This is a genomic window from Stenotrophomonas sp. Steno-C17 (assembly GCF_056393165.1).
The window spans coordinates 22,804-49,127 of the sequence record NZ_JBWJPD010000023.1; the positions used below are offsets into that span (position 1 = coordinate 22,804).

Sequence of the window (26,324 nt, forward strand, 5' to 3'; positions counted from 1 at the left end):
CGGGCAACCCGGCCGGCGACCGGCCGCCGCCGCCGGTTAACATTGACCGCATTCACCACAAGGGCTGGACCATGGATCCGATTCTGCTCGGCAAAGGCATGACCGACGATGTGGCCGTTACCCTGCTGCCGAAACTGGGCAACCGCCATGGCCTGGTGGCCGGCGCCACCGGCACCGGCAAGACCGTGACCCTGATGACCCTGGCCGAGGGATTTTCGCGGCTGGGGGTGCCGGTGTTCCTGGCCGATGTGAAGGGCGATGTCTCCGGCCTGGCGGTGCCCGGCACGGGCAGCGAAAGCCTGCAGCAGCGTGCGGCGCAGATCGGCGTGGCCAACTATGCGCCCGAAGGCAGCCCCACCGTGTTCTGGGACCTGTACGGCAAGCTGGGCCACCCGGTGCGTACCACCGTCAGTGAAATGGGCCCGACCCTGCTGGCGCGCATCCTGGAATTGAACGACACCCAGTCCGGCGTGCTGGACATCGTGTTCAAGCTGGCCGACGACCGCGGGTTGCTGCTGCTGGACATGGACGACCTGCGCGCCCTGCTGGCCCTGGTGGCCGAAGAGCGCAAGGACATTTCCACCGAATACGGCCTGGTCAGCGCGCAGTCGATCGCGGCCATCCAGCGTTCGCTGCTGCGCCTGGCCCAGGACGGTGGCGAGGGCTTCTTCGGCGAACCGGCCCTGGAACTGGCCGACATCATGCGGGTCAACCATGACGGCCGCGGCGTGGTCGGCATCCTGGCCGCCGACCAGCTGGTGCTCAAACCGAAGCTGTATTCCACCTTCCTGCTGTGGCTGCTGTCCGAGCTGTTCGAGCAGTTGCCCGAAGTGGGCGACCTGGACAAGCCGAAACTGGTGTTCATCTTCGATGAGGCCCACCTGCTGTTCGACGATGCCCCCACCTCGCTGGTGCAGCGCATCGAACAGGTGGTCCGGCTGATCCGTTCCAAGGGCGTGGGCGTGTACTTCTGCTCGCAGTTCCCCGACGACGTGCCGGCCAACATCCTCGGCCAGCTGGGCAACCGGGTGCAGCACGCGCTGCGCGCGTTCACCCCGCGCGACCAGAAGGCGGTGAAGACCGCCGCCGAAACCTTCGTGCCGAACCCGAAGCTGGACGTGGCCAAGGCGCTGGGCCAGCTCGGCACCGGCGAGGCGCTGGTGTCCACCCTGCAGGACAAGGGCGTGCCGATGCCGGTGCAGCAGACGATGATCGCCCCGCCGCGCTGCCGGATGGGGCCGGTGACCGAGGCCGAACGCGCGCAGGTGCGTGCCGGCAGCCCGGTGGGCACCCGCTATGACACCGCAGTGAACCGCGAATCGGCCGCCGAACGGCTGGCCCAGCGCGCGCAGAAAGCGGTGGAGAAGGCCGAGGCTCCGGCCGCGCGCAGCCGCGAGCAGGACGAGGCGCAGGAAGGCGGCTTCGGCCAGGCCATCAAGGATGCGATCTTCGGCACCAAGCGCCGCCAGGGCATGATTGAAACCATGGCCAAACAGACCACCCGCACCGTCGGCACCAAGCTGGGCAACCAGATCGTGCGCGGGCTGCTGGGCGGCATCTTCGGCGGCAAGCGCTGACGCGCCGCCGCTGCCGGGGTCAGAGCCCTTCCTGCGGAAGGGGTCTGACCCCGGGCTCGGATCCCTCCCGCCAGGGAGGGCTCCGACCCCATTCCTTACTCCTGAAAAGAATCCGTACTGCATGTCCCGTTGGCGTCCGCCCGCAGAAAAAAGCACTGCCCTGATCACCGCCGCCGGCCATGCCCGGCTGAAAGCCGAACTGGATGAGCTGTGGCGCGTGCGCCGCCCCGAGGTGGTGAAGGCGCTGGCCGCCGCCGCGGCCGAGGGTGATCGTTCCGAGAACGCTGAATACACCTACCGCAAGAAGCAGCTGGGCGAGATCGATCGCCGGGTGCGCTACCTGACCAAGCGCCTGGACGCGCTGCGCGTGGTGGACACCACCCCGACCGACCCGCAGGCGGTGTTCTTCGGCGCCTGGGTGGAACTGGAGAACGTGGACAGCGGGCAGACCAGCCGCTATCGCATCGTCGGCCCGGACGAGACCGATGCCGGGCTGGGCTGGATCAGCATTGATTCGCCGCTGGCGCGGGCGTTGCTGAAGAAGCGCATCGACGACGAGTTTTCGGTGGAGCTGCCCGGCGGGCAGTTCACGTTTGCGGTGATCGGCGTGGAATACCCGCCGTCGTAGAGTCGACTGTCAGTCGACTGCCGCGCGCAGCGCGGGGTTTTCGTGGGCTGCAGGAAGATCAGTCGACTTACAGTCGACTCTACCCGGCGATGTGCAGCGCCGGCGGGTACTGCCGGCCTTCGCGCAACGGGCGGAAGTACGCGGCGTCGGCGTAGAAGGCCGCATCCTGCACCTCGTGCCAGCCGGGAATGCCGGCCAGCGGCAGCGGTCGCAGCTGCAGTGGATCGGTCAGCACCCTGCCCTGCGCGATGGCCTGCGCCACCGCTTCGATGCACGCGGCGTCTTCATCGCCACGCACCACCACGCACTTGCCCACCAGCCGCCGTCCTGGCAACAGCGCCTGCTCCATCAGCGCGTGGCCAAACACGGTCGCCACCGCGATAGCGCCCGCCTTCCAGGGTCCGGGCGCGAACAGTGCCGACCAGTCATGCGCATCCCACGCAGCAAGCAGCGCGCGGTCGCGCACCCGCACGATCACGCCGGTTTCATCGAACTGGGTCAGTGCGGCCTGCGCACGGTTGCGCTGGCCGGGCCCCATCGCTGCGATGTGCCGGCATTGCTGGCCATTGAGCGCACGCTTCAGCGGCAGCTGGCTGGCCCATACCAGCGCATTGAACAGGTCATGCCAGTTGTCGGCACGGGTCGCGAGGCGGCCCTGAGCGATGCGGGTTTCGTAGTGCAGGCCATCGGCCAGCAGCGCGGCGTCCTGCGCCACCAGCCGCAGGCCCGGCACAGCCAGGCGCGCATCCAGCGCGGATACGCTGGGCCAGCCGGGCGTGGCCAGCAGGTCACCGAAGCCGGCCACACCGGCAAACAGGGGATGGTCGAAGACCGATGCCGCCACCGCCGCACGCGGCGGCGGCACGAAGCGTCGATGGCCGGCGTCGGCGGCCATCGCTGTTGTCACAGAACCTTGAGGTCGAACGCTGGGCGCGTGCTCGGCGGCAGCGCATCGCCGTACAGATCGTGGTCGTCGCTTTCGGTGATTTCCACGTTGACGAATTCACCCACGCGCAGCGCCACCTGGTCGGCGTTCTGGATATGCACCAGGCCGTCGATTTCCGGCGCGTCGGCGCGCGAACGGGCCACGGCGATATCGCCCTCGATGGCATCGACCAGGCACTGCTGCACGGTACCGATCTTCGCTTCCAGGCGCGCGGCGGAAATCTGCGCCTGCTTTTCCATGAAGCGCGCCAGGCGCTCCTGCTTCACTTCTTCCGGCACCGGGTCCGGCAGCGCATTGGCGGTCGCGCCTTCGACGGGCGAATAGGCGAACGCGCCGACGCGGTCCAGCTGCGCCTCGTCCAGGAACGACAGCAGCTCTTCGAACTCGGCCTCGGTCTCGCCGGGGAAACCGACGATGAAGGTCGAACGCACGGTGATGTCCGGGGCAATGCGGCGCCAGTTCTGCACGCGCTCCAGGGTCTTTTCCACCGCACCGGGGCGCTTCATCAGGCGCAGGATGCGCGGGCTGGCGTGCTGGAACGGAATATCCAGGTACGGCAGGATGCGGTTTTCCGCCATCAGCGGCACCACCTCGTCCACGTGCGGGTACGGGTAGACGTAGTGCATGCGCACCCACGCATCAAGCTCGGACAGGCCTTCGCACAGCGCCTTCAGGCGGGTCTGGTAGGCCTTGTCGCGCCACATCTTTTCGGCGTACTTCACGTCCACGCCGTAGGCCGAGGTGTCCTGCGAAACCACCAGCAGTTCCTTCACCCCGCCACGCACCAGCCGCTCGGCTTCGCGCAGCACGTCATCCACCGGGCGCGAGACCAGCTTGCCGCGCATCGAGGGGATGATGCAGAAGCTGCAATGGTGGTTGCAGCCTTCGGAAATCTTCAGATAGGCGTAATGGCGCGGGGTCAGCTTGATGCCGTAGTCGGGCACCAGATCCACGAACGGGTCGTGCTTGGGCGGCAGCGCTTCGTGCACCGCTTCCATCACGCTCTGGTAGTCCTGCGGGCCGGACACCGCCAGCACGTTCGGGTACGCCTCGCGGATCTGTTCCGGGCGCTTGCCCAGGCAGCCGGTGACGATCACCTTGCCGTTCTGGTTCATCGCCTCGCCAATGGCATCCAGCGATTCGGTCACCGCCGAGTCGATGAAGCCGCAGGTGTTGACCACCACCACGTCGGCCGAATCGTAGGACGGAACGATGTCGTAGCCCTCCGAGCGGAGCTGGGTCAGGATGCGCTCGGAATCGACAAGGGCCTTCGGGCAGCCAAGGCTGACGAAGCCGACTTTGGGGTTCAGCTGGGACATGGAAATCGCGGGACTCTGGGGGCCTGGGCCCCTGCCGGCATGGCAGGGGGACCTGGGGGCCGGGGCCTGAAAGGGCGCCAGTATACCGGGGTTGGCGCCTGCGCCTGAATGATCAGCCGCCTGATCGGGCACAGCCGCTGACGCGCCGCTAACCCGGCCAGCACCGACAATGCTGGCCTGTCCCCTGCAACGAGGTTCCCGACGATGTCCGAATGGATCACCCTGGATACGCACCACGGCCCGGTTCGCGCCTGGCAGGCCCTGCCCGAGGGCAAGCCGCGCGCCGGCCTGGTGGTGGTGCAGGAGATTTTCGGCGCCAACCCGCACATCCGCAGCGTGGCCGAGCGCTTCGCCGCCGAGGGCTATGCGGTGCTGGCGCCGTCGTTCTTCGATCTGGTCGATGGCGCCGAGGCCGACACCGATGCCATGCCCTACACCGCCGAAGGCGTGAAGGACGGGCTGGAACGGGTGAATACGCTGGGCATGGAAAAGGCCCTGGAAGTGGTACGCGCCGCCGCTACCCGGCTGGCCCCGTACGGCAAGGTCGGCACGGTCGGCTACTGCTGGGGTGGCAGCGTGGCCCTGCTGGCGGCCATGCGCCTGGGCCTGCCCTCGGTGAGCTACTACGGCGGCCGCAACGTGCACTACCTGGACGAAACGCCCAAGGCCCCGGTGATCTTCCACTTCGGCGCGCAGGACAAGAGCATTCCGCCGGAGGCGGTGCAGGCCCATCGCGAAAAGCTGCCGCAGATGCCCACTTACGTCTATCCGGCCGACCATGCCTTCAACCGGGACGTCGGACATGCGTATGATCCAGACAGCGCCGCCCTGGCGCTGCAACGCACCCTGGACTTCTTCACGGAGCATCTTGGATGAGCGAATTCGAACTGGATACACGCCTGGCCACCGACAGCGTGCTGGTCGCCGAAGGCCCGTTGTCGCAAGTGCGGCTGATGAACGATGAACGCTTCCCCTGGCTGGTGCTGGTACCGCGCCTGGCCGGGGTGACCGAATGGATCGAGCTGGACGGCGAGCAGCAGGACAAGCTGCGCACCGAACTCAACCGCGCGTGCAAGGCCCTGAAGGGCTCGGACGGGGTGGAGAAGATCAACATCGGCGCGCTGGGCAACATCGTGCGCCAGCTGCATTTCCACGTGATCGGCCGCCACGACGGGGATCCGGCCTGGCCCGGCCCGGTCTGGGGCAGCGGCCCGGCCCATCGCTACGAGCCGGCGGCGCTGCAGCAGCATGTCGCCTACTGGAAGGAACGGCTAGGATATCCAGCCCACTCCTGAGACAGTGCCGACCCGATGCGATTCAACCTCGTCGCCGCCATCCTGCTGATCCTGATCGGTCTGTTCATGCTTGCCAGCAACCTGGGCTGGACGCATCTGAACCTGTCCAAGTTGTTGCTGACCTGGTGGCCGGTGGCGCTGGTGGGCGTGGGCATCGCCATGCTGTTCGGGCGCGGCAAATAAGGTAGCGCCGGGCCATGCCCGGCGAGCGCACCACGCGGCCCATACGAAAACGCCGGGCATGGCCCGGCGCTACCGATTCGTTGCTCAGGTTCGCGGCAGGGTCACGCCGGTCTGGCCCTGGTACTTGCCACCGCGATCCTTGTAGGACGTCTCACAGACGTCATCGGCGGCGGACTGGAAGAACAGCATCTGCGCCACGCCTTCGTTGGCATAGATGCGCGCCGGCAGCGGCGTGGTGTTGCTGAATTCCAGGGTCACGTGGCCTTCCCATTCCGGCTCCAGCGGGGTCACGTTGACGATGATGCCGCAGCGCGCGTAGGTGCTCTTGCCCAGGCACACCACCAGGGTGTCGCGCGGGATGCGGAAATACTCGACCGTGCGCGCCAGCGCGAAGCTGTTGGGCGGAATGATGCACTCATCGCCGACGATATCCACGAAGCTGCCCGGGTCGAAACGCTTGGGGTCGACGATGGTGGAGTTGATGTTGGTGAACACCTTGAACTCGCGCGAGCAGCGCACGTCGTAGCCATAGCTGGAAGTGCCGTAGCTGACGATGCGCTCGCCGTTGGCCTGCTTCACCTGCCCGGCCTCGAAGGGCTCGATCATGCCGTGCTGTTCGGACATGCGGCGGATCCAACGGTCACTCTTGATGCTCATGCTTTGTCCTGGGAACGAGGGGGCGCGGGGATTCTATCAGGGGGCCGGGCGCGCCCGGTGGGGCGCCGCCGCGGCGGTCACAGCAGCGAGGACAGGATCGGGATCGAGCCACGCGGGCGCTTGCCCACTTCCTCGATCAGCCGCTGCGCAGCCTGGCGGTAGGCCTGGGCCGTGGCCGAATCCGGCTGTGCGGCGGTGATCGGCGTACCGGCATCGCCCTGCTCGCGGATGTCGATCTGCAGCGGCAGCGAACCCAGCAGCGGCACGCCGTACTGCGCGGCCATGCGCTCGCCGCCGCCTTCGCCGAACAGGTGCTCCACATGCCCGCAGTTGCTGCAGGTATGCACGGCCATGTTCTCGACCACGCCCAGCACCGGCACCTCCACCTTCTCGAACATCTTCAGCGCCTTCTTCGCATCCAGCGTGGCGATGTCCTGCGGCGTGGTGACGATCACCGCGCCGGCCAGCGGAATCTTCTGCACCAGGGTCAGCTGGATGTCGCCGGTACCCGGCGGCAGGTCGATCAGCAGGTAGTCCAGATCGTCCCAGAGGGTGTCTTCGAACAGCTGGGTAAGCGCGGCGGTGGCGCGCGGGGCGCGCATGATCAGCGGGGTCTCGTCCTCGACCAGATAACCGATGGACATGGTGTCCACGCCGAACGCACGCATCGGCTCGATGCTCTTGTTGTCCGGGCTTTCCGGGCGACCGGACAGGCCCAGCATGGCCGGCACGCTGGGGCCGTAGATATCGGCATCGAGCACGCCCACCCGCGCGCCCAACTGCTGCAGGGCCACGGCCAGGTTCACCGAGGTGGTGGACTTGCCGACACCACCCTTGCCCGAGCCCACCGCGATCACGTTGCGCACGCGCGCATGCGGGGTCAGGCCCTTCTGGACCTGGCTGGCGTGGGGACGGCGGGTCGAACTGTTCACTGCGGGCTCCGAAGAGATCTGATTCAAGAGCCCGCCATCATACAAGCTGGGCGAAAACGGACCGGTTTCCCCTGCCCCGCCGGCCGGGGCAGGACGCGTGCGCAAAGCGCGCCGCCCTGCCACAGACCACCCGCTGCGTTCAAGGCTTGACATCGCACCACCGCACTTTGCGACCAGCGCTGGCGTCCCTGCACGGAGGGTCGCCGTCTGCCCTTCAGGGCGCGAGCTGGCACCGCATTACCGGGCTGGACCGAGATGCCATCGACCGTTCAATCCCAGTTGTAAAACACGCTCTGGAGCGCTTCTGCGCGCCATCACAAACCATTGAATCAATTGACTTTTTAGAGCTTCGAAACATGAATTGGCGCATCGCAACAAATTGACACATTTCCAGACAAAAGCGTTAGCCATTGATTTGTAAAACGTTTTCATCGAACCCCTGACGGAGCCTTGTGACAACCCCGTGTTGAAGACGTTAAAGCCGTGTTACGGTCCAAATGAATGGAAAGCAACTGAACGCAACTTAAAGCCGTCATGGATGACACCGCCTTGATCTGTTTCGATGGGGATCCTTCATGCACAGCCACCGCAATGCGTTTTCGCGTCACCCACTGACTCTCGCCCTGATCGGCACCCTGCTGGCCAGCGGCGCCGCCGCGGCCCAGGACGGCGCCACCACCCAGCTGGACCGCGTGACGGTCACCGGCTCGCTGATTCCGCAGACCGAGATCGAGAACCACACGCCGGTCCTCACGGTCACCGCCGAAGACATCCAGACCCGCGGCTTCACCAGCGTGGCCGATGTGCTGCAGCAGTCCTCGCTGTCCACCGGCGGCCTGCAGGGCGGCCAGACCTCGGCATCGTTCACCCAGGGCGCTGAAGCGGCCGGCATGTTCGGCCTCAGCCCGGGCTACACCAAGTACCTGATCAACGGCCGCCCGATGCTCTCGTATCCGGCGCTGTACAACGGCAGCGATACGTTCAACAACATCAGCGGCATTCCGATCGACATCGTCGAACGCATCGAGATCCTGCCGGGCGGCCAGTCCTCACTGTACGGTTCGGACGCCATTGCCGGCGTGGTCAACATCATCCTGAAGGAACGCATGGACGGCGGCACGGTGAGCGTGCGCGGCGGGGCCTACAGCGAAGGCGGTGGCAACAGCTTCCGCTTCAGCGCGGCGCGCGGCTTCAATTCCAAGGATGACCGCTTCAACGCGCTGGTCAACGTGCAGTACGAAAAGACCAGCCCGATCTGGGGCTACCAGCGTGACCTGACCAAGGTCAACAACCCCGACGGCTACAGCCCGCAGTACGTGTCCAACGATTTCCTGGTGCTGCTGCCGGCCAACAACAACCGCTACGCGATGATGGACCCGGACCTGTGCGCCGACGTGGCCGGCCAGTTCGGTGGCACCACCGTGCTCGGCAGCCGCCCCACCGGCCAGGCCTGCGGCTCGGCCTATGGCACCGGCTACAAGACCATCAAGAACGGCAAGGAAAGCGGGCAGATCTACAGCTCGGCCACCTTCGACGTGACCGACAACTTCCAGCTGTTCGGCGATGCGCTGTACAGCCTGGAGGAAGTGAAGTACGCCACCGGCTCGAACTACACCTGGTGGGGCACCTCGTCCGGCTGGGGTCGCTTCTACGACCAGGACAGCGGCCAGTACATGAACCTGCAGCGCGTGTTCGCGCCGGAGGACATCGGCGGCGCCGGCTACCGCGACATCATGAACACCGACCGCAACAAGGCCTACCAGGTCACCCTGGGCGGCCGTGGCACGGTGGGCAACTGGGATTACAGCGCCAGCTTCACCCGCGGCGAGTACAAGCTGACCGAACGCAACTTCGTGCGTTGGGCCGACCCGATCAACGACTACTTCGAAGACCGCGTGCTGGGCCCGGTGCTGGGCACCACCAGCACCGGCTACAACATCTACAGCCCGGACTGGGATGCGTTCTACTCGCCGCTGCCGTCGGGCGATTTCCAGAGCTTCACCGGCTACACCTACAGCCAGAGCCGCACCTGGCAGAACCTGCTGCGCGCGCAGGTCACCAATGGCTCGCTGTTCGCGCTGCCCGGCGGTGATGCCGGCTTCGCGGTGGTGGTGGAAGGCGGCAGCGAGGGCTGGGATTACACCCCCGATGCCCGCCTGGTCGATGGCAGCGTGTGGGGCACCACCGCAGTGTCCGGCGCCGGCCACCGCAGCAGCTACGCGGTGACCAGCGAACTGCGCATGCCGCTGCTCGACTCGCTGACCGTGACCGGCTCGGGCCGCTATGACGCCTTCAAGATCGGTGGCAACACCATCGACAAGGCCACCTACAGCGTGGGCCTGGAGTTCCGCCCGATCGAAAGCCTGCTGTTCCGCGGCAAGTACGGCACCGCCTTCCGCGCGCCGACCCTGTCCGACGCCTTCCAGGGTGAAAGCGGCTACTACGCCAACGGTTCCACCGACTACTACCGCTGCGGCCAGCTGGGCTACGACCCGGCCAACACCACCGGCTGCCCGTACGACAGCGTGTCGGTGTTCGGCACCCAGTCCGGCAACCCGGACCTGGAACCGATCACCGCCGACGTCTGGAACGCGGGCGTGGTCTGGGCACCGATCAACAACCTGTCGGTGTCGCTGGACTACTACAACTGGAAGATCGAGAACGAGGTCAACACGCTCAGCTCCGACCAGCTGCTGCTGGCCGAGTACTACTGCCGCAACGGCCAGACCAACAACACCTCGGCCAGCTGCCAGAACGTGAACGACTGGATCACCCGCGATGCCTCCGGCGTGCTGGATGAAATCTACACGCCGAAGATGAACGTCGCGCGGCAGAACCTGCAGGCACTGACGGCCAGCTTCAAGTACGTGCAGGACATCGGCCGCTTCGGCTCGCTGCAGTTCTCGGGCAACTACACCAACATGCTCAAGCGCGAACTGCAGCCGCAGCCGGGCGATGAGTACCTGGACCTGCTGCGCGACCCGTACGCGATGTGGATCTACGACTCCTACGCCAAGGTGCGCGCCGATGGCTCGATCGCCTGGGCCAAGGACAAGTGGACCACCACCCTGTATGCCAACTACATCGGCAAGACGCCGAACTACATGGCCTACCTGGGCAACGGCTACGACTACGTGCACAGCTCGGGCTACAAGGCGGGCAAGTGGGGTTCGTACACCACCTACAACCTGAGCGTGAACTACCGCGCGATGGACAACCTGACCCTGTCGCTGATGGTCAACAACGTGTTCAACAAGCTGCCTGACAACCAGCGCTACAGCTACGCCGGGACCAGCGGCCAGCCGTACAACAACTACCTGTACAGCGCCTACGGGCGTGCGATCTACGTGCAGGCCAAGTACGACTTCGGCGCGAAGTAAGCCCCACCCACAACGCGTTGACTGGAGACCCCGCTTCGGCGGGGTCTTTTTTTTGTCCGTAGGCCGCGCCCCCTCCCCCCTGCTGGCGACGACCTGCGCACTGCATCGTAAAGAGCCCTATTCACCATTCACTCAGACTGACAAATGTTGCAAAGGAAACTGAGACTAAGGCGCTGTATTTGTTGCAGTTTTATGTATCGAAGCGACTGATTTGGCAAAGTGTTGTGACACAACCGTACATTTCTTGTTAAGACCGTGTTAGGTTCCGGTGACGTCAGGATGACGCATGAACATTTGCAGAACGTCGGCAGGGAAGTCCGGCGTTTCACACTTCTTAGGGGGATTCACTTGATGACGCACCATCGCTTGCCCGGTCGCCACCCGCTGACCAATGCACTGCTGGCCGGCCTGATGTTCGCCGCTGCCGCACCCGTCCTGGCACAGGAAGCCGCCCCGGGTGCCAACCCGGTCGATCTGGATCGCATCAGCGTGACCGGCTCGCGTATCGCGCGCACCGGCTTCGTCACCCCCTCGCCGGTGACCGCCATCACCGCCGAGGAAATCCGCACCACCGGCGCGCTGAACATCGGCGACCTGATGAACAAGATGCCGCAGTTGACCCCGAGCTACTCGCTGGGCAACTCCACGCGCTTCATCGGTACCGCCGGCCTGGGCCTGATGGACCTGCGTGGCATGGGCCCGTCGCGCACCCTGGTGCTGGTCAACGGCCGTCGCCACGTCGGCGCCAGCCCGGGTTCGACCTCGGTTGACGTCAACACCATTCCGGTGGAATGGATCGAGCGCGTGGAAGTCATCACCGGTGGCGCCTCGGCGGTCTACGGCGCCGACGCCGTGGCCGGCGTGGTCAACTTCATCATGAAGAAGTCCTTCGACGGCTACGAATTCCGTGGCCAGACCGGCAAGGCCGAAGAAGGCAGCTTCGACCGCCACTTCGCCAGCTTCTCGGCCGGCAAGCCGTTCGCTGACGGCCGCGGCAACGCGGCGATCGCGATGGAATACAGCAGCCAGGGCCGCTTCGGCCGTGGTGACCGCGAAATCGGCCGCCGCTACCAGGTGTCGGTGCCGAACCCGAACTTCGATGCCAGCCAGCCGCCGAGCGAGCGCAACCCGCAGACGGTCCTGGCCAGCCCGGGTGGTAACCACTCCACCTCCTACGGCGGCACCATGGACCTGGGCCAGATCACCATCTCGCCCACCGGCACCCGCTCGATCGCCTTCAACCGCAACAGCCGCTACCTGTTCAACGATGACGGCACCTTCCGCCGCAACCGTTACGACGGCACCATCGTCAGCACCAGCAGCTGCGTGGACTGCGATTTCGCCGATCTGAACGCCGTGGCCGACCTGCAGCCGTCGTTCGACCGCTTCAGCTTCAACACCATCGTCAACTTCGATCTGAACGACGATCACCGCTTCTTCTTCGAAGGCAAGTACACCAAGACCGAGTCGGAGTTCTACGGCCAGCCGGCCTTCGACACCGGCCTGCGCATCCGTCGTGACAACGCCTACATCTCCAACGAACTGGGCGCCGTGCTCGATGCGCGCACCGTGCGCGTGCAGAACCGCGATGGCACCAGCACCGTGCGTGCCGTGTCGCGCGACCCGAACGCTGCTGAAAGCAACCTGGTCATGAACCGCTTCAACGTCGACGCCGGCCGTCGCGGTGAGCAGATCGAGCGCCAGACCAGCCGCGTGGTGTTCGGCCTGGAAGGCAACCTGGGCGAAGACTGGACGTATGAGACCTCGGCCAACTTCGGCCAGACCACCATCGACCGCATCAACGTCAACAACCGCATCAACGAGCGTTGGCATGCGGGCATGGACGTGACCCGCGATGCCAATGGCAACCTCGCCTGCCGCGCAACGCTGGACCCGAACGCGATCAACCCGAACACCGGGCAGCGCTACAACCAGGCCCTGATTGCCGGCTGCGTGCCGTTCAGCGTGTTCGGCAACGGCGCCATCTCGCAGGAAGCGGCTGATTGGTTCAACACCCGTTCGTCGAACCAGTCCAAGCTGAAGCAGCAGGTGTTCAGCGCCTCGGTGGCCAACAACTCGCTGTTCTCGCTGCCGGCCGGTGACGTCGGCTTCGCCGGCGGCGTCGAGTACCGCAAGGAACAGAGCCAGGAAAACACCGACGCTCTGTCCGCGCTGGGCCTGACCTTCCTCAACGCCATCCCCAGCCGTGGTGGTGAGTACAGCGTGCGCGAAGTGTTCGCTGAAACCTCCATCCCGCTGCTGGCGGACATCCCGCTGATCCGTCGTCTGAACCTGGACCTGGCCGGCCGCTGGTCGGACTACTCCTCGGTGGGCGATACCAAGACCTGGAACGTGGGTCTGGACTGGGAAGTGCTGACCTCGCTGCGTATCCGTGGTACCTACGCCAGCGCCGTGCGCGCACCGAGCATCGGTGAGCTGTACAACCCGCAGTCGCAGAACTTCGCCGCCATCTCCGATCCCTGCAACACGCTGTCGACCAACGCCAACCGTCCGGCGACCGCCAAGGACCCGGCCCTGCGTGCCGCCAACTGCGCCGCGCTGGGCATTCCGAACAACTGGGTGGACACCTACAGCGCGAACCGCCCGGGCGTGAGCGGTGGTAATCCGAACCTGAAGCCGGAAGAAGCCAAGACCCTGTCGGTGGGCTTCGTGTGGCAGCCGGAATTCCTGCCGGGCTTCGGCATGTCGATGGACTACTGGCGCATCACCCTGACCGACGCGATCGGTTCGGTCAGTGCGCAGACCCTGGCCACCCGCTGCGTGGATTCGCCGGGGGGCGTGCAGAACAACCCGTTCTGCGACGCCATCAAGCGCGCACCGGTCGGCGGCTACACCTCGCCCACCGGCACCCCGTTCCCGGAATACAGCATCTACAACTGGACCGCTATTTCCGAGAACCTGGCCAAGTCGCGTCGCGTCGGCGTCGATCTGGAAATGGACTACCGCTTCGATCTGCTGGGCGGCTTCACCACCCTGCGCCTGGTCGGTACCCGTCTGATCCAGTCGCGTGAATGGGCCTTCCAGTCGTTCCCGGACGAGTTCACCGAGTACGTGACCTACTACACCGATCCGCGCTGGCGCGGTCAGTTCAGCACCACCTACAAGCGTGGTGACTGGCGTGCGTCGTGGGACATGACCTACGTTGACGGCAACCTGCGCGTGACCCCGGACAGCTACAACGCCAACCCGGGTTCGCAGAGCCCGATCCGCAACCCGTCGTACCTGTACCACAACATGCAGGTTGGCTATAAGTTCCCGGGCTCGGGCATCGACGTCTACGTGGGCGTGGACAACGTGTTCGACAAGGATCCGCCGGTCAACTACTTCGGTGCTGACGCCGGTGCTGCCCTGTACGACAGCATTGGCCGCTACATGTACATGGGCGTGACCTACAAGTTCTGATCACGCTTCAGGCAATACCCGGAAAGGGCGGCGCAAGCCGCCCTTTCCTTTTCCGTATCTGGCGGTCCGGCCAACGGCCAGGGGGTTTGCAATCGGCCATGACCTTCGACACCCTTGCAGGCCGGGCCGCAGGCGTATTGTTCGGCCCACGGCCGTGCATGCGGCCTTTCCCTGACTCACTCGGCCTGGAGGCCATTCAAGTGACCCGTACCCCCAAGATCGTGCTGCTGACCCTGGCCGTTTCGGCCGCGCTGGTCGGCTGCGGCAAGACTGATACCCCGGCAAAGGACGCCACCGCCTCCACGCCGGCCACCACCGACGCCGCCACCGCCTACAAGCTGGACGAGAGCAAGCTGCCGGCCTACAACGCCTTCCAGCCCGGTGACCTGGACGCCAGCAAGGACGCCTGCACCGCCTTCGGCGATTACGTGAACAGCAAGTGGCTGGCCGCCAACGAGATTCCGGGCGACCGCACCAGCTGGGGCGCTTTCACCATCCTGGACGAGCGTTCGGTTGCGGTGCAGCACCAGCTGGTCGAGCAGGTGGCCCAGGTGAAGAACCCGGACCATATTGAAAAGGTGGTTGGTGACCTGTGGGCCACCGGCATGGACGAAGCCAAGATCAACGCCCAGGGCATCGAGCCGCTGAAGGCCGACCTGGCCGCCATTGACGGCCTGCAGGACAAGGCCGCCATCGCCGATTACCTGCGCAGCAGCGCCGCCAAGGGCGAGAATGTGCTGTTCGGCTTCGGCGCCGAAGCCGACTTCAAGAATTCGGCCATGAACATGGCCTACGCCAGCCAGGGCGGCCTGGGCCTGCCCGACACCACCTACTACACCGACGCCAAGAACGCCGACAAGCTGAAGGCCTACCAGGCCCACGTGGCCAAGGTGCTGGAGCTGTCCGGCGTCGCCGCGGCCGATGCCGCCAAGCAGGCCGAGGACGTGGTCAAGTTCGAGACCCGCCTGGCCAAGGCCTCCAAGTCGAGCGAAGAACTGTCGCGCGATGTCTCCCTGTTCTACCACCCGGTCACCCTGGCCGAGGCCGATGCGCTGACCCCGAACTTCAGCTGGACCGAGTTCTTCAAGTCGCAGAACGTCGCCGCTCCGGAGAAGTTCTCGCTGGCCATCCCGACCTTCCACCAGGAAGTGAGCAAGGCCCTGGCCGATACCGATCCGTCGATCTGGCGCGCCTACCTGCGCTTCCACACCGTCGATGGCGCTTCGCCGTACCTGTCCGAAGCCTTCGTGCAGGAAAGCTACAACTTCTACGGCAAGACCCTGAACGGCCAGAAGGAACAGAAGCCGCGCTGGAAGCGCGTGCTGGGCACCATTGAAAGCGACGCCGGCGAAGCCTTCGGCCAGCTGTACGTGAAGGTGGCCTTCTCGCCGGAAGCCAAGGCGAAGATGGAAGACCTGGTGAAGAACCTGGCCGCTTCGTTGAAGGACCGCATCCAGGGCCTGTCCTGGATGAGCGATGAAACCAAGGCCAAGGCCATCGCCAAGTGGGAAACCTTCACCCCGAAGATCGGTTACCCGGACAAGTGGCGCGACTGGTCGGGCCTGCAGACCAACCGTGACAGCTACCTGGGCAACGTGCGCGCGGCCACCGCGTTCAACTACCAGTACAACCTGTCCAAGATCGGCAAGCCGGTGGACAAGACCGAATGGGGCATGACCCCGCAGACGGTCAATGCCTACTACAACCCGCTGCAGAACGAGATCGTGTTCCCGGCCGCCATCCTGCAGCCGCCGTTCTTCGATCCGAAGGCCGACGACGCGCTGAACTACGGCGGCATCGGCGCAGTGATCGGCCACGAAATGACCCACGGTTACGACGACCAGGGCAGCCGCTTCGGGCCGACCGGCAACTTCGAGAACTGGTGGACCGAAGGCGATTCGAAGAACTTCGCGGGCCTGACCGGCAAGCTGGTCAAGCAGTTCGACCAGTACAAGGTGGACGGCCAGGCGGTGAACGGCAAGCTGACCCTGGGCGAGAACATCGCCGACCTGGGCGGCCTGGCCACGGCCTACGACGCACTGCAGAAGGCCAGCGCCGGCAAGGAAGACCCGAAGGTGGACGGCTTCAGCCGCGACCAGCGCTTCTTCTTCAACTGGGCCACCGTGTGGCGCACCAAGTACACCCCGGAAAACGCCAAGGTCCGCCTGGCCACCGACCCGCACGCCCCGGCGCAGTTCCGCGCCATGGGTGCGCCGTCGAACCTGCCGACCTTCGCCGCGGCGTTCCAGTGCAAGGCCGGTTCGCCGATGGCCCGCAGCGGCGACCAGCAGGTGGTGATCTGGTAAGCCACGGCTGAGGCTGCGCTAGACCTGCAAAGGCCCGGGATTTCCCGGGCCTTTGTTTTTCCGGGGGGCGGATCCCTCGCGCGCAGCGCGAGGGCTCTGCCCCCATGCAGGTAAACGTGGCACCGCGTGACGTGTGCATGCCGTGCCGATGCACGGCTTGCTATAGTTCGCCCGCCCTCAATCCATCACGGATTCGTTCTACATGCCCAACTTCCGTCCGCTTGCCGTCGCCCTGGGCATCAGCCTGGCGACCCTGGTCCCGACCCACGATGCTTTCGCCGCCAAGAAGAAGGCCGCGCGCGCGCCTGCCGTGAGCGCCCAGTGCAGCGATTTCTACGATGCCACCAACGCTGGCTGGCTGAAGGCCAACCCGGCACCGCAGAGCGGCGCCGCCACGGCCCTGGGCCAGCTGGTGGACCGCAGCCGCCAGCAGCAGCGTGAACTGCTGGAAGCCTCGATGAAGGCGCCGCAGGGCAACGTGCAGAAGCTGCTGGGCGACTTCTGGGCCAGCGGCCTGGACGAAGCCGCCGTGGAAGCGGACGGCTCGAACCCGATCGCCCCGCTGCTGACCCGCATCAATGCCATCAAGAAGGCCAAGGATGTACCGGCATCGATCGCCGCGCTGCACCAGGTCGGTATCCCGGTGGCCTTCAACTTCGGCCCGGACGTGGACCTGAAGGCGCTGGACCGCCACATCGGCTACTTCATGCAGGGCGGCATGGGTCTGCCTGATCCGGCCTTCTACACCCGCACCGACGCCGACACCGTGGCCCTGATGGGCCGGTACCGCAACTACGTGAAGCAGATCCTGGCGCTGACCGGCACCCCGGCCGCCAAGCTCGATTCAGAAGCGCAGTCGGTGATCGCGCTGGAAACCGAACTGGCGCGCAACGCGCAGTCGCTGGCCGGCATCAACAACCCGTTCAACAACTACGCGCCGATCTCCACCAAGGACCTGAACAGCCGCTACCGCAACCTGCAGCTGGATGCGTTCCTGAAGGCGCAGGGCGTGAACGACGACCTGGTTTCGCTGGCCGACCCGCAGCTGTTCAAGCAGCTCGACGGCATGGTGACCAAGCTCAAGCCGGACCAGTGGAAGGCCTACCTGCGCTGGCGCGTGGGTGACTCGATGGCCCCGTACCTGTCCAAGGCCTACCGCGATGCGGAATTCGAGTTCCGCGGCCGCGTGCTGCGCGGTGAAACCCTGCCGCCGCAGCGCTGGGAAAGCGTGCTGGACGCCATCAACGTGGCCGCCGGCCCGATGGTCGGCCGCGAGTATGCCGCGCGTTACCTGTCGGCCGAAGACCGCCGCCAGGCGGCGTGGATCGTCGACAAGGTGCGCGAAGTGCAGATCGAGGCGGTGAAGAACAGCACCTGGATGAGCGCCGAGGCCAAGACCGAAGCGCAGGCCAAGCTGGCCGCGCTGAAGATCGAGATCGGTACCCCGCTGCGCGACCTGGACTACAGCGTGCAGCCGATGGGCCGTGGCTCGTTCGGCGGCAACATGCTGATCGCCTCGACCTGGCGCCACCGCGAGGAAATGAAGCGCATCGGCAAGGGCAACGCCGACCGCCGCTGGGATGTGCTGCCGCAGCAGCCGTCGCTGGCCTACGACCTGGCCCAGAACCGCCTGATCGTCACCGCCGCCATCCTGCAGGGCCCGGTGTTCAACGCCAAGGCCGACGCCGCCGACAAGTTCGGCAGCTTCGGCGGCCTGGTCGGCCACGAGCTGAACCGCGCCATCGACGCCAAGGGCGCGCTGGTGGATGCCAAGGGTGAACTGCGCAGCTGGTGGACGCCGGCCGACAAGACCGCCTGGACCCTGCTGGGCAACCGCGTGGCCGCGCAGTACGGCGCCTACGAATTCCCCGGCGTGAAGGGTGCCAAGGTCAACGGCACGCTGACCCAGGAAGAGAACCTGGCCGACATCGCCGGCCTGGAACTGGCCTGGGCCGCGTACACCGCACAGGAACCGAAGGCCAAGCCGGCCCAGCAGCAGGGCTTCTTCCGCGCGTGGGCCGCGCTGTGGCCGCAGCAGCTGTCGCCGAACGAAGCGGCGCGCCGCCTGACCGCCGACATCCGTGCACCGGGCCGCTGGCGTACCAACGGCCCGCTGTCGAACCTGCCGGCGTTCGGCGCGACCTTCAGCTGCAAGGCCGGCCAGCCGATGCAGCGCACCGACGCCGAACAGATCAAGGTCTGGCGTTGAGTGCAGCGGTGATGCAGTAACGGAAAAGGCGCCTTCGGGCGCCTTTTTCCTGCCTGGGAATGACGCGCCCCCGCGCGCTGGCAGAAAAAGAGCCCCGCCCGCAGGACGGGGCCAAACGAACCGTTGCCAGAAGAGAGAGAGCCTCGAGCGAACCGGTCAGAAATCGTAGGAGGCCGTCAGCCGGACCGTGCGTGGCGCGCTGAAGTAGCTGCCCATGCCATAGGTGTTGGAAACCGTGCCCGGCCCCGTCTGGTAGGTGGCAGTGGACTGCAGCGGCCGCCGCTGGTTGAGTACGTTGAAGACGTTCAAGCCGAAGCCAAGCCGGTTATCAGCAAACCCGGGGCGGTACATCACGCCCAGGTCCAGCCGCGTGGTCCAAGGCTGTCGGCCCGCATCGCCAGGCCGCGATGGCTGGCCGTTGCAGTAGTGGTAGGCAGAGCCGTAGCCGGGCACCGGATCGCTCTGGTCGCTGCCGTAGTAGCCAAGGCAGTTTTTCGGCATGCCCGACATCACCCGCAAGGTGGCCGATGCGGTCCATTCGTCATTGATCTGGTAGGCACCGAAGGCCTTCAGCTGGTGCCGGCGATCATTGGCCAGATAGCCACCGGCGTACTCCATCAAGGCCGCCGCATCCCAGTCCTGGGTTTTGGAAACGTCATCCTGGCCGATGTCCGACCTGACCTGCCCTTCGGTATTGCCGAAGCTGCGCGACCAGGTGTAATCCAGGCGACCGTACCAGCGGTCTGCCATGGGATGCTCGATGAACAGATCGAGCGCCACGTACTGCCGTTTCGCCCTCTTCCCACCGTAGCCCCAATCGGCCCCTCCCATGCTGACCGGCGTGTAGCCAGACCCATCCTTGTGCCGCACCTGGAAGGTGTTGGTCCGGCCCGGATTGAAGATCACGCAGCCGGGCAGATCGTAGGCGTCGGGGTCCAGGCCCATGCCGGTCAGGCGTTCCACGAAGCGGTCGGAATCGCAGGTGTCATCGATGGCCGACTGCAGGCGCCGGTAGGCCAGCTTGGCACCACTGTTCCACTGGCTTCCCAAGGTCTTTTCAAAGCCCAGGATCAATTCGTCCTGGTACTGCGAACGCAGATCGGAGGGGGCAACCGAGCGCGGGTCAGGCGCCTGGCCATACTCGTTGTTGGCCGACACCGGTCCGTCACCCAGGGGTGTCAAACCGGTCGGGTTGCCGTTGGCGTCGATACCGGTATAGGTAAAGTACTCACGCGTGTAGGTCGATGCTGAGGCACCGCGGATGGCCACGCTGTTGGGCAGCGCCAGGTAGTAGCGACCGAGGTTGGCGAACACCTTCAGCGATGCATCGCCGAAGACATCCCAGCTGGCACCCAGTCGCGGTGCCCACTGGTCGCCACTTTCCACATACGCAGCACCGTCGCTGTTGTAGTTGGTGAAGCGATCATTGCGCAGGCCCAACGTCAGCAGCCAGTTGGGACTGACCTGCCAGCGATCTTCCAGATGGTAGGCCTTCTGCTTCACCGACATGCTGGTGGTGGTGGAGAAGATGTACTTCTGCACGTAGTAGCCATCGCCGCCGGGCGGCGCGATGCCAAAGCCAGGGCTGGGCGACGCATCGGGCGTTCCGCGCGAGTAGATCCAGGCATGGCCGGGGCCCGTCATCGACTGCCCCTCGTTGTTCGCCCGATAGGTCATGTTGTCGATGCCGGCGGTCAGTTCGTGGTTGCCGACGCGGTACTGCAGGTCCATTCGCAGGCCCTGCGTGGTGCTGCCGGCATCGCGGGCCTTGCTGTACAGATCCGGCTGATCGTTGCGCACCGGCGTCCCCCCATTGAGCGACGGATCCTGATTGCCGGCGCCGCTGACGTACGGGTTGCCTGAATCCAACGGATTGAACTCGACGTTGCCGGTCCGCGTGCGGCCCCAGACGGTGCTGAAGGTCAGCGCATCCGTGAGGTAGCCGGTGTACTTGAAGATATCGGCGGCGGTGGTCGTCTTGCGGGTATTGGGAAACGTGCCGGTACGATCGCCTTCGGCCAGCGTTTCGTAGTCGAAGGCCACGTGGTAGCCACTGCTGCGGTCGGTGTCCTGGAACCGGGTGTATTCCAGCGTATTGCTGTCAGTGATGTTCCAATCGACCTTGCCGTAGAACTTCGGCGTGTCGTCGCGGTAGTGGTTGCGCACCTGCAACGCGGCGGCCTCGCTGGCGGTCGCAACGCCTTCGCGGCGGTTGGCTTCCGCCGCCAGATGCACGAACAGCCGGTCCTCGATCAGCGGGCCGCTGACATACCCGCTGTAGGTGGTGCGGGTTCCCTTGTCGTCGCGCCGATAGCGGTACAGGGTGCCGGCTCTGCTCTCGTTCTCGTAGGCATAACCGTCCGGCAGCGCCATGTCCGGGTAATTGACCGATGCGGGTGCCTCCGCCAGCCCTGCCGGTGTCCAGGTGACCTGCGCGCCGAACCGCCACTGGTGGGTGCCGCGCTTGCCGAGCTGGTTGATCACCCCGCCGGTGGAACGGCCGTAGGCGGCCCCGTAACCACCGGTGAAGGTTTCCTGCTGATCGATGGAGCCGTAGGGCAGGCTGACACCGCCCAGGTAGTTGAGGGGGTTGGTGACGTTGAATCCGTTGAGGTAGTAGGCGTTCTCGGTGACGCTGGCACCGCCGAAGGACAGCACGGAACGGGAGCCATTGGAGAATGCGCCGCTGCCGGCGACTACGCCCGGGGCCAGCAGCGCGATGGCTTCCGCACTGCGCCCCAGCGGCAGCACATCCAGCTGTTCGGAGGTGATGACCGATTTGGAGACGGTGTGGGTCACATCGATCTTCGGCAGGTTGGCCGCAGAGACATTGACCGTATCCAACGTGGTGGCCGCACCATGGGTGGCGAAGCTCACCTCGGTGCCGCTGCCCACGCGCAGCTGGACGTCGTTCTGCTGCTCGATGATGCGACCATCGCGCTGCAGGCTGATGCTGTACCGGCCAACCGGCAACGCGCCGAACGTGTAGCGCCCCTGCGTGTCGATGGTCGCGGTACGCTTCAGGCCGCTATCGCTCTGCGCGACGACGGTCGCGCCTTCAGAACCGGCTGCGCTGCCGAAAAGCGTGCCCGTGGTGCTCTGTGCAGCGACGCTGCCGACGATGGAAAACAACACTGCTGAAAGCGCGCTGCGCTTCAGCACACGATGTGCGGATGCAAATGCCATGAACTTCTCTCCCGTGATGAAACTGACGGGAGTTATAGGCATGCGCGTGCGATGCGAGACAGTGCTGGAACCGACGGTGAACCGGATGAACAACGCTGCAAGGCACCTGCAGACGTCGGCCAGATGTCAGCCGATGTGGCTCAACAACAAGGGATTCCAGCGGTGCCGGCGGGCATCGGCAGGGATGCCCTCCGCGCCCCGCTGCAGGCGAAACACGTCATGACAAAGAGGCTTGAGCCTGGCGGTCATTGTCCGAAGCGACAGCGCGCCGTTCCAGTTCCGACACACCCACTGCACATCCGCATGCCATGGCAATGCTCATGCCGCCTCCAGCGTGCCGCGGTAATGCACGATGCGGCCCACCCCTGGCGCGCCGATCTCCACGTCGAATACGAAACGTCCCTCCGCCTCGTACTCGAAACTCTGGTCACCGGGCAGAAGTGCGCGCGGCAGCGGAATGCCCAGCAGCGACCAGCGGCGTGGCACCAGCTGCAGCCGCCCGCCGTCCACCACCAGCGCCAAGGCAACCGCCACAGCACCGAAGCGCTCGACCAGCAATGCCTCGTCACGCCCCTTGCCTTCGGTCTGCAGCGAAGAGAATCGCTGCCCATTGAAGGTGCGCGTCCAACGTTCGCCGCCCGCTTCGGGGCTGAACTGCACGGTCACCGGCACGCTCTCACCCGCTGCGGGGAAACCGAAGATCCTGCCCAGCACACGCGACAACACGCCGCGCCCGCGCTGTACCTGCGCCTGCCCGACCCAGCGCTGCGCCGCGCCCGGTGCGTGCAGCACCTGCAAGGCGGCAGGCAGTCGCGCATACGCATCGCCCAGCACGCGCTGGTACAGGCTGGCACCGGGCATGTCGCGACGGAAACCGGTGTGGATGGTGCGGCCGGCAAACAGCTGATCGTAGTCGGCCAGTTCCAGCGCGTGCGTTGCCGGGCGAGCGCCCGGCGCCGGCCGCTCGCCGGCCAGTTGCTTGCGGATCACCGCTTCGATCGCCATCGACGGAATGTAGGGGCCGTCATCGGCTTCGGCCAGCAGGTGCCAGCTCTGTTCCACCGGCACCCCGTTGCGGGTGCCCTGCGCACGCACGATCATGCCGCCGCGGTGCTCGCCGAACTTCATCAGGTTCAGCACGGTGTAGAACAGGCGCGAACACGGTTCCAATGACGGCAGCTTGAAGCGCCAGCGCGCCTTGGCCAGCAGGTTCAGCACACGATGCAGCACCTCCGGCACCGGCCCGGCACCCATCCAGATATCGGTCATGGTCGGATGCTCGGGGGGCAGCACCTGCAGGTCCGGCACATCCACCAGCGAGAAATGCAGGTTGCGCAGCGGCAGGCGCCCCGGCACTGCGACGGTGAAACGACGGCTTTCGGCCAGACCGATGCCATGGCCATCGCGGCCCTGCCGACGCAGCTTCACCGGCGAACCGGCATAGCCGACCACCGCGCGCATCACGTTCAGGCCGATGCCTGCGAACGGCGACGGCGCGATACCGCCTTCCACCCGGGTGATGTCCATGCGCGTGGCCATCTGCCGCAGCACTGCGGCGGTCAGCACCGGGAAACTGCTGACCCCGGACAGCACGTACACACCGGCCGCGCGGGCCTGTGCATCGTAGGCGGACACGCCGAACACGAAGTCGGCGGCGTCGGCGAAATCCAGGTAATCGATGCCTGCGCCGATGCAGGCTTCCACCGCGCTGTAGCGGTGCTCACCGTAATCCTGGAAGGGCCCGGACGCATCCACCACCAGATCCGGACGCTCGGCCTGCAGCACCGGGGCCAGCTGCCTGCGGTCCACCTGCAGCGGGCGTACCCGCGGCTGGCCCTGGTAGGCCGCGCAGAACGCCTGTGCCGCCGCCAGGTTGCGACCCGCGATCAACAGTTCCAGGTGCGGCAGATCCGCCAGCAACCGCACCAACCGCCCACCGAACACACCGTAACCACCCAGAACCAGGATCTTCACGCGCCTTCCCTGTCGTGTCGTTGCGCCATGGTAGCGCGTCGCCCTGCGCTCCTGCAGCGCAGCACGATCCGGTGTTAACGGGCCGCGTGCTATGGCTGCGCCATCGACCGCTGCGGAGCCCGACCATGGCCCACAAGAACACCATCTGCGTGTGGTACGACAAGGACGCCCTGGCGGCGGCCACCTTCTATGCCCAGACCTTTGCCGACAGCGCGGTGACCGCGGTGCACGCTGCGCCCAGCGACTACCCCGACGGCCGCGAGGGCGATGTGCTGATGGTGGAGTTCACCGTGTACGGCATTCCCTGCGTGGGCCTCAATGGCGGCCCGGCGTTCAAGCACAGCGAAGCGTTCTCGTTCCAGATCCAGACCGAGGACCAGGCCGAGACCGACCGGCTATGGAACGCCATCGTCAACAATGGCGGCCAGGAAAGCGAATGTGGCTGGTGCAAGGACCGCTGGGGCGTGTCGTGGCAGATCAGCCCACGCGTGCTGATCGACGCGGTCACCAGCAGCGACAAGGCGCTGGCGCGGCGTGCGTTCAATGCCATGATGCCGATGAAGAAGATCGACATCGCTACCATCGAAGCGGCCATCGCGCAGGCATGAACCACTGGGACGCGATCATCGTCGGTGGCGGCCACAACGGCCTGGTGTGCGCCGCCTACCTGGCCCGCGCCGGGCACAAGGTGCTGGTGCTGGAACGACGCGCGGTGCTGGGCGGGGCCGCCGTCACCGAAGAATTCCACCCGGGCTTCCGCAACTCGGTGGCCTCGTACACGGTATCGCTGCTGCAGCCGAAGGTGATCGACGACCTGCAGTTGCACCAGCACGGGCTGCGCATCATTGCGCGGCCGGTGAACAACTTCCTGCCGCTGGCCGATGGCCGCTATCTGCTGGCCGCACCGGGCCGCACCCAGGCCGAGGTGGCGAAATTTTCCGAGCGCGATGCGCAGGCCCTGCCCGCCTACGAGGCGCGCCTGGAAATCTTCGCCGACGTGCTGCGTGCGTGGGCGCTGCGCGCGCCGCCCGACCTGGGCGCGGCGGCCGGCTGGCGTGCGTTGCCGGCGCTGTGGCAGATGGGCCGGCTGGGCCGCGAGCTGGCCGCCTTGGACCCGTCACTGCGGCAGGAGCTGCTGGACCTGTTCACGCTGTCGGCCGCCGAGTACCTGGACCGCTGGTTCGAAAGCGAGCCGATCAAGGCGCTGTTCGGCTTCGACGGCATCGTCGGCAACTATGCCAGCCCGTACACGCCGGGCAGCGCCTACGTGCTGCTGCACCACGTGTTCGGCCAGTGCAACGGGGTGAAGGGCGCCTGGGGCCACGCCATCGGTGGCATGGGCGCGATCAGCCAGGCCATTGCCGCAGCCGCACGCGACGCCGGCGCCGAACTGCGCGTCGCTGCCGGTGTGCAGCGACTGCAGGTCGAGCAGGGCCGCGTGGTCGGCGTGGTGCTGGCCGACGGCAGCAGCGAGCGCGCGCACGCGGTGATCGCCAACGTCAACCCGAAGCTGCTGTACGAACAGTTGCTGGAACCACAGCAGGTACCGCCGGCCACTCGCGAACGCATGGCGCACTGGCGCTGTGGTTCGGGAACGTTCCGCATGAACGTAGCGCTGTCTGCGCTGCCCGACTTCCGTGCCCTGCCCGGCCCCGGCCCCCACCTGAGCGCGGGCATCATCCTGGCCCCCAGCCTGGATTACATGGATCGCGCGTGGCTGGATGCCCGCCGCGACGGCTGGTCGCGCGCGCCCATCGTGGAGATGCTGATTCCCAGCACCCTGGATGATTCACTGGCGCCGCCGGGGCAGCACGTGGCCAGCCTGTTCTGCCAGCACGTGGCGCCCGTGCTGCCGGACGGCATGCACTGGGATGATCACCGTGACAGCGTGGCCGATCTGATGATCGCCACCGTCGATCGCCATGCACCGGGGTTCGCGGCCAGCGTGCTGGGCCGGCAGGTGCTGTCACCGCTGGATCTGGAGCGCACGTTCGGGCTGATCGGCGGCGACATCTTCCATGGCGCGCTCAGCGCCAACCAGTTGTTTTCAGCACGACCGATGGTGGGCCAGGCCGGCTATCGCGGCGCCCTGCCCGGGCTGTACCTGTGTGGATCGGGCACCCATCCCGGCGGCGGCGTGACCGGCGCGCCGGGGCACAATGCCGCCCAGGTGGTGATGCAGGATCTATGAGGTGTGCCGCATTGGTAGGTGCCAACCTTGGTTGGCACGCCTTGGCATGTGCCAACCAAGGTTGGCACCTACCCGCGTCAAATGATCCGGTTCAATGTGTGCCGACCAACGGTCGGCA

At 66.0% G+C, this 26,324-nt stretch carries 17 protein-coding genes; 11 read left to right on the forward strand and 6 right to left on the reverse strand.

What is annotated here, in order from left to right:
• Positions 1-71 precede the first annotated feature (71 nt).
• Positions 72-1,577, forward strand: coding sequence for a helicase HerA-like domain-containing protein (locus tag AC06FA_RS17560; protein ID WP_478069409.1), 1,506 nt, complete (start codon positions 72-74; stop codon positions 1,575-1,577).
• Between the two features lie 121 nt (positions 1,578-1,698).
• Positions 1,699-2,205 carry a transcription elongation factor GreB gene (gene greB / locus AC06FA_RS17565; RefSeq protein WP_478069410.1) on the forward strand — a complete coding sequence of 169 codons (507 nt, stop codon included), beginning with the start codon at positions 1,699-1,701 and terminating at the stop codon, positions 2,203-2,205.
• Positions 2,206-2,284: 79 nt separating this feature from the next.
• Here greB and AC06FA_RS17570 read toward each other — a convergent pair whose 3' ends face one another.
• Both AC06FA_RS17570 and rimO read right to left on the reverse strand, forming a co-directional pair.
• The gene (locus tag AC06FA_RS17570) at positions 2,285-3,100 is read right to left on the reverse strand and encodes a DUF3025 domain-containing protein (protein WP_478069411.1); all 816 of its coding nucleotides are present in this window, start codon (positions 3,098-3,100) and stop codon (positions 2,285-2,287) included.
• Positions 3,101-3,108: 8 nt separating this feature from the next.
• Positions 3,109-4,470 (reverse strand): 30S ribosomal protein S12 methylthiotransferase RimO, encoded by a 1,362-nt coding sequence (gene rimO, locus AC06FA_RS17575; protein ID WP_478069412.1) that lies wholly within the window; start codon positions 4,468-4,470, stop codon positions 3,109-3,111.
• 204 nt (positions 4,471-4,674) lie between these two features.
• Here rimO and AC06FA_RS17580 point away from each other — a divergent pair, with 204 nt between their 5' ends.
• The 3 genes from AC06FA_RS17580 to AC06FA_RS17590 are packed head-to-tail and all read left to right on the forward strand — an operon-like array spanning position 4,675 to position 5,948.
• A complete protein-coding gene (locus AC06FA_RS17580) occupies positions 4,675-5,346 on the forward strand; it encodes a dienelactone hydrolase family protein (protein ID WP_478069413.1) in 672 nt (223 codons plus the stop codon).
• Positions 5,343-5,765, forward strand: coding sequence for an HIT domain-containing protein (locus AC06FA_RS17585; RefSeq protein ID WP_478069414.1), 423 nt, complete (start codon positions 5,343-5,345; stop codon positions 5,763-5,765). Before AC06FA_RS17580 ends, AC06FA_RS17585 begins: the two co-directional genes overlap by 4 nt.
• 15 nt (positions 5,766-5,780) lie before the next feature.
• Positions 5,781-5,948, forward strand: a complete 168-nt coding sequence (locus AC06FA_RS17590; protein WP_005410498.1) for a LiaI-LiaF-like domain-containing protein — start codon at positions 5,781-5,783, stop codon at positions 5,946-5,948.
• 84 nt (positions 5,949-6,032) lie between these two features.
• Here AC06FA_RS17590 and dcd read toward each other — a convergent pair whose 3' ends face one another.
• Together dcd and apbC are read right to left on the reverse strand one after the other, a co-directional pair.
• Positions 6,033-6,605, reverse strand: coding sequence for a dCTP deaminase (dcd, locus tag AC06FA_RS17595; protein ID WP_312709238.1), 573 nt, complete (start codon positions 6,603-6,605; stop codon positions 6,033-6,035).
• Positions 6,606-6,682: 77 nt separating this feature from the next.
• On the reverse strand, positions 6,683-7,537 hold the full coding sequence (gene apbC, locus AC06FA_RS17600; protein ID WP_164275773.1) for an iron-sulfur cluster carrier protein ApbC: 855 nt from the start codon (positions 7,535-7,537) through the stop codon (positions 6,683-6,685).
• Between the two features lie 575 nt (positions 7,538-8,112).
• Here apbC and AC06FA_RS17605 point away from each other — a divergent pair.
• The 4 genes from AC06FA_RS17605 (at position 8,113) to AC06FA_RS17620 (ending at position 18,855) form a co-directional block, all read left to right on the forward strand.
• A complete protein-coding gene (locus tag AC06FA_RS17605) occupies positions 8,113-10,917 on the forward strand; it encodes a TonB-dependent receptor domain-containing protein (RefSeq protein ID WP_478069415.1) in 2,805 nt (934 codons plus the stop codon).
• 411 nt (positions 10,918-11,328) lie between these two features.
• A complete protein-coding gene (locus tag AC06FA_RS17610; protein WP_478069438.1) occupies positions 11,329-14,340 on the forward strand; it encodes a TonB-dependent receptor domain-containing protein in 3,012 nt (1,003 codons plus the stop codon).
• Between the two features lie 158 nt (positions 14,341-14,498).
• The gene (locus AC06FA_RS17615; RefSeq protein WP_478069416.1) at positions 14,499-16,646 is read left to right on the forward strand and encodes a M13 family metallopeptidase; all 2,148 of its coding nucleotides are present in this window, start codon (positions 14,499-14,501) and stop codon (positions 16,644-16,646) included.
• Positions 16,647-16,848: 202 nt separating this feature from the next.
• Positions 16,849-18,855, forward strand: coding sequence for a M13 family metallopeptidase (locus tag AC06FA_RS17620; protein ID WP_478069417.1), 2,007 nt, complete (start codon positions 16,849-16,851; stop codon positions 18,853-18,855).
• 156 nt (positions 18,856-19,011) lie between these two features.
• Here the strand turns inward: AC06FA_RS17620 and AC06FA_RS17625 are convergent, their stop codons facing one another.
• Together AC06FA_RS17625 and AC06FA_RS17630 are read right to left on the reverse strand one after the other, a co-directional pair.
• Positions 19,012-22,041 (reverse strand): TonB-dependent receptor, encoded by a 3,030-nt coding sequence (locus AC06FA_RS17625; protein WP_478069418.1) that lies wholly within the window; start codon positions 22,039-22,041, stop codon positions 19,012-19,014.
• Positions 22,042-22,359: 318 nt separating this feature from the next.
• Positions 22,360-24,015: an SDR family oxidoreductase gene (locus AC06FA_RS17630; RefSeq protein ID WP_478069419.1), complete on the reverse strand. Its 1,656-nt coding sequence runs from the start codon at positions 24,013-24,015 to the stop codon at positions 22,360-22,362.
• A 125-nt stretch (positions 24,016-24,140) separates the two neighbouring features.
• Between AC06FA_RS17630 and AC06FA_RS17635 the strand changes: the two genes are divergently transcribed.
• Complete coding sequence (locus AC06FA_RS17635) at positions 24,141-24,623, forward strand: VOC family protein (RefSeq protein ID WP_312709252.1); 483 nt, start codon at positions 24,141-24,143, stop codon at positions 24,621-24,623.
• The gene (locus AC06FA_RS17640) at positions 24,620-26,206 is read left to right on the forward strand and encodes a phytoene desaturase family protein (RefSeq protein WP_478069420.1); all 1,587 of its coding nucleotides are present in this window, start codon (positions 24,620-24,622) and stop codon (positions 26,204-26,206) included. The genes AC06FA_RS17635 and AC06FA_RS17640 overlap by 4 nt, the downstream gene beginning before the upstream one ends.
• The last annotated feature ends 118 nt before the right edge of the window (positions 26,207-26,324 follow it).

Excerpts from the sequence above, each read along its gene's own strand:
- AC06FA_RS17635 (WP_312709252.1), top strand. The coding sequence starts at position 24,141 with ATGGCCCACAAGAACACCATCTGCGTGTGGTACGACAAGGACGCCCTG.
- AC06FA_RS17570 (WP_478069411.1), bottom strand. The coding sequence starts at position 3,100 with ATGGCCGCCGACGCCGGCCATCGACGCTTCGTGCCGCCGCCGCGTGCG.
- AC06FA_RS17585 (WP_478069414.1), top strand. The coding sequence starts at position 5,343 with ATGAGCGAATTCGAACTGGATACACGCCTGGCCACCGACAGCGTGCTG.
- AC06FA_RS17625 (WP_478069418.1), bottom strand. The coding sequence starts at position 22,041 with ATGGCATTTGCATCCGCACATCGTGTGCTGAAGCGCAGCGCGCTTTCA.
- greB (WP_478069410.1), top strand. The coding sequence starts at position 1,699 with ATGTCCCGTTGGCGTCCGCCCGCAGAAAAAAGCACTGCCCTGATCACC.
- AC06FA_RS17615 (WP_478069416.1), top strand. The coding sequence starts at position 14,499 with ATGCGGCCTTTCCCTGACTCACTCGGCCTGGAGGCCATTCAAGTGACC.
- rimO (WP_478069412.1), bottom strand. The coding sequence starts at position 4,470 with ATGTCCCAGCTGAACCCCAAAGTCGGCTTCGTCAGCCTTGGCTGCCCG.
- dcd (WP_312709238.1), bottom strand. The coding sequence starts at position 6,605 with ATGAGCATCAAGAGTGACCGTTGGATCCGCCGCATGTCCGAACAGCAC.
- AC06FA_RS17560 (WP_478069409.1), top strand. The coding sequence starts at position 72 with ATGGATCCGATTCTGCTCGGCAAAGGCATGACCGACGATGTGGCCGTT.
- AC06FA_RS17620 (WP_478069417.1), top strand. The coding sequence starts at position 16,849 with ATGCCCAACTTCCGTCCGCTTGCCGTCGCCCTGGGCATCAGCCTGGCG.
- AC06FA_RS17590 (WP_005410498.1), top strand. The coding sequence starts at position 5,781 with ATGCGATTCAACCTCGTCGCCGCCATCCTGCTGATCCTGATCGGTCTG.
- AC06FA_RS17640 (WP_478069420.1), top strand. The coding sequence starts at position 24,620 with ATGAACCACTGGGACGCGATCATCGTCGGTGGCGGCCACAACGGCCTG.
- AC06FA_RS17580 (WP_478069413.1), top strand. The coding sequence starts at position 4,675 with ATGTCCGAATGGATCACCCTGGATACGCACCACGGCCCGGTTCGCGCC.
- AC06FA_RS17605 (WP_478069415.1), top strand. The coding sequence starts at position 8,113 with ATGCACAGCCACCGCAATGCGTTTTCGCGTCACCCACTGACTCTCGCC.
- AC06FA_RS17610 (WP_478069438.1), top strand. The coding sequence starts at position 11,329 with ATGTTCGCCGCTGCCGCACCCGTCCTGGCACAGGAAGCCGCCCCGGGT.